This is a genomic window from uncultured Georgenia sp. (genome assembly GCF_937958535.1).
Lineage (GTDB): Bacteria > Actinomycetota > Actinomycetes > Actinomycetales > Actinomycetaceae > Oceanitalea.
The window spans coordinates 1-3,577 of sequence record NZ_CALGNQ010000155.1 but is presented as its reverse complement, the minus strand read 5'-3'; the positions used below and the strand labels follow the sequence as shown (position 1 = coordinate 3,577).

General features: G+C 75.2%; 2 protein-coding genes and 1 pseudogene. All 3 read left to right on the top strand.

The features are described from left to right. Positions 1–522 (top strand): annotated as a pseudogene (locus Q0195_RS08510) (hypothetical protein); the annotation flags it as partial. 211 nt (positions 523–733) lie between these two features. Then, a complete protein-coding gene (locus Q0195_RS08505) occupies positions 734–1,630 on the top strand; it encodes an LLM class flavin-dependent oxidoreductase (RefSeq protein ID WP_299277073.1) in 897 nt (298 codons plus the stop codon). Continuing rightward, a partial coding sequence (locus Q0195_RS08500) for an LLM class flavin-dependent oxidoreductase (protein WP_299277071.1) occupies positions 1,630–3,577 on the top strand: 1,948 nt, incomplete at its 3' end. The genes Q0195_RS08505 and Q0195_RS08500, both read left to right, overlap by 1 nt.

Genomic DNA, 3,577 nt, shown 5'->3' with positions numbered 1-3,577 from the left:
GACCCCGATGCGGGGACTGACCCCGATGCGGGCACCGACCCCGACGCGGGCACCGACCCGGACGCCGGGGGTGACGACGACGGCGGGGAGGATCCACGCATCGACGTCACCCCGGACGAGGTCCGGCACGGTGACACGGTCACGGTCGACGGCTCGGACTTCACGCCGGGAACGACGGTGACGGTCGTCTACACCGACAGCGCCGGCGAGGTCCTGGCCGAGCGTGAGGTCACCGTCCGTGACGACGGCACCTTCACCGACACGTTCGTCGTGCCGGAGGGTGCAGCCGTGGGTGTGATGACGGTCACCGCGACCGGTGACGGCGAGTCCGCCACCGGGACGGTGACGATCCTCAGCTCGGTGTCTCCCACGACCCCGCCGCGGAGGACGCCACCCCCGTCGTCGGGCTCGCTGCCCACGACCGGTGTCGACAGCCTGCCGCTTGCGCTGCTCGCGGCGCTGGTGGTCGTGACAGGCGCCGGCGCGACCCTCTGGTCACGTCTGCGCAGGTCCGGCAGCTGACCCTGCAGTAGTACCCGAGGTGGCCGCATGGTCCGGCGGGTTCCGGATCATGCGGCCATCTCGCTGCGCTGGCGGGTACAGGAGGCTCGGGAGGGGTCCGCCGCTCCGTCGGTGTCCGCCGACCGTAGCCCCGCACGCTGTCGGGAAGTGCGCTGTCGCCGGGAACTGAGCTGTCGGTGGAATAGCGGTGAGGCGGGGGCGTTGCCCCGACATGACCGACTACGGGCACGACCTCCTCTTCGGCTCCTTCATCACCCCGACCAGCGCCGCGCCGGACCGAGTGGTCGCCCTCACCCGGGCGTCGGAGGCCGCGGGCCTCGACCTCGCAACCTTCCAGGACCACCCCTACCAGCCCGCCTTCCTCGACACCTGGACGCTGCTGTCCTACGTCGCCGCCCGCACCGAGCGGATCCGGCTCTCCCCCAACGTCGCCAACGTGCCGCTCCGCCCGCCGGCGGTCCTCGCCCGCGCCGCCGCCAGCCTCGACCTGCTCAGCGGCGGGCGGGTCGAGCTCGGCCTCGGAGCCGGCGGGTTCTGGGGACCCATCGAGGCGATGGGCGGCCCCCGCCTGAGCCCCGGCCAGAGCGTCGACGCCCTGAGCGAGGCGATCGACATCATCCGGGGGATCTGGGACACCAGCACCCGGGAGCGGCTCGTCGTCGACGGCGCCCACCACCGCCTCGACGGCGCGAAGCGCGGCCCCGCGCCGGCCCACGACATCGGCCTGTGGATCGGCGCGTACAAGCCGCGCATGCTGCGCCTCACCGGACGCAAGGGCGACGGCTGGCTGCCCTCGCTGGCCTACCTCAAGAGCCTCCAGCAGATCACTGACGCCAACGCGACCATCGACGAGGCGGCCACCGCCGCCGGCCGCGAGCCGCGCGCAGTGCGCCGCCTCCTCAACATCGGCGGCCGGCTCTCCTCCCAGCGCACCGAACGCCTCCTCGTCGGCCCACCCGCGCAGTGGGCCGAGCAGCTCGCGGCCCTCGTTCTCGAGTACGGCATCAGCGGCTTCATCCTCGGGGGCGACGACCCCGCGGCGCTCGCCACCTTCGGGCAGGAGATCGCCCCGGCGGTCCGCGCGGTCGTTGCCGCGGAGCGTGCCTGATGGACTACGGCCACCCGCTCGAGCTCGGCGTCTTCGTCACCCCGGGCAACGACCCGCCCCACAGCGCCGTCGACCTCGCGGTCCGGGCGGAGGAGCTCGGCCTCGACCTCGTCACGGTCCAGGACCACCCCTACCAGCCGCGGTTCCACGAGACGTGGACGCTGCTCAGCTGGGTCGCCGGCCGCACCGACCGCATCCGGCTCGCCCCCAGCGTCCTCAACGTGCCGATGCGTCCGCCGGCCGTCGTCGCGCGGGCGGCGGCGAGCCTCGACCTGCTCAGCGGCGGGCGCCTCACCCTGGCGCTGGGGGCCGGCCACTTCTGGGACGCCATGGAGGCCATGGGCGTCCCGCGCCTCACCCCCGGGGAGTCGGTCGACGCCCTGGAGGAGGCCGTCGAGGTGGTGCGCGGCGTCTGGCGGGCGGCCGCCCCCAGCCCGTTCACCTACCGCGGCGAGCGCCACCGGCTCACCGGCGCGGCACGCGGCCCCGCCCCGGCACACGACGTCCCGGTATGGGTCGGCGGGGGCAGGCGGCGCATGCTCGACCTCGTCGGACGCATCGCCGAGGGCTGGGTGGCACCCGGTGGCACCGCCGCCGTCGCGCACCTGCACGACGCCAATGCGATGATCGACGTCGCCGCCACCGCCGCCGGCCGGGACCCGCGGGAGGTCCGCCGGGTCCTCAACGTCACCGGCACCGTCGCCGCCGCGCACCGCGGCTTCCTCGAGGGCCCGGCCGAGCGGTGGGTCGAGGACCTCCTGCCGCTCGTCGTCGAGCACGGCGTGGGCACCGTCGTCCTGGCCACCGACGACGCCGACCAGCTCGCCCGCTTCGCAAGCGACGTCGTTCCGACGCTGCGCGCGGCGGTCGCGGCGGAACGGGAGCGCCGCGGCACCCCGCCTGCGCCCACGCGCAGCACCGCCCAGCGCGCCGCCCGCCGCCCCGGCATCGCCTACGACGACGTCCCCGCCGCCCTCGCGGACGGTGCGGTGGAGCCGGGAGACGCCGCCTACGCCCGCGTCCGCTCCACGTACCTGCGCGGCGGCTCCCCGGGCCTCGTCCTGCGGCCGGGCACGGCCGAGGAGGTCGCCCAGGCGCTCGCGTTCGCCCGCGGGCACGACGTGCCGCTCTCGCTGCGCAGCGGCGGCCACGGCATCAGCGGCCGCTCGACCAACGACGGCGGCATCGTCATCGACCTCGCCCGGATGAACCGCATCGAGGTCCTCGACGAGGCACAGCGCCTCGTGCGCCTCGAGCCGGGCGCGCGGTGGGGCGAGGTCGCCGCCGCGCTCCAGCCCCACGGGTGGGCGATCAGTTCCGGCGACTACGGCGGCGTCGGCGTCGGCGGGCTGGCGACCACCGGCGGCATCGGGTTCCTCGGCCGCGCCCACGGGCTCACCATCGACCACGTGCGCGCCGTCGAGCTCGTCCTGGCTGACGGCAGCCACGTCCGGGCGAGCGAGGAGGAGCACCCCGACCTCTTCTGGGCGGTGCGGGGCGCAGGGTTCAACTTCGGCATCGCCACCGCCTTCGAGCTCCGGGCGGACGAGGTCGGCGACGTCGGCTTCGCCCAGCTCGTCCACGACGCCGACGACACCGCCGGCTTCCTCACCCGCTGGGCCGCCACTGTCCAGGCCTCGCCCCGCGAGGTGACGAGCTTCCTCCTCATGGGGGCACCCCGCAGCGGGCAGGTGGTCGCGCGGACCATGACGGTCGTCGACTCCGCCGATCCCGAGACCGTCGTGCGGCTGCTGCGGCCCTTCGCCCGGATCGCCCCGCTCCTCGGGCAGTCGGTCCAGGTGCTGCCCTACGCCTCGGTGGTCGCCCTGCCCGACCGGCAGGTCGGCGAGGGCGAGCCCGTCACCCGGTCCGGGCTCCTCGACGACCTCACCCCGGAGTTCGCCGTGGACGCCGCCCGGCTTGTGCGCTCCGGGCAGACCTACTTCT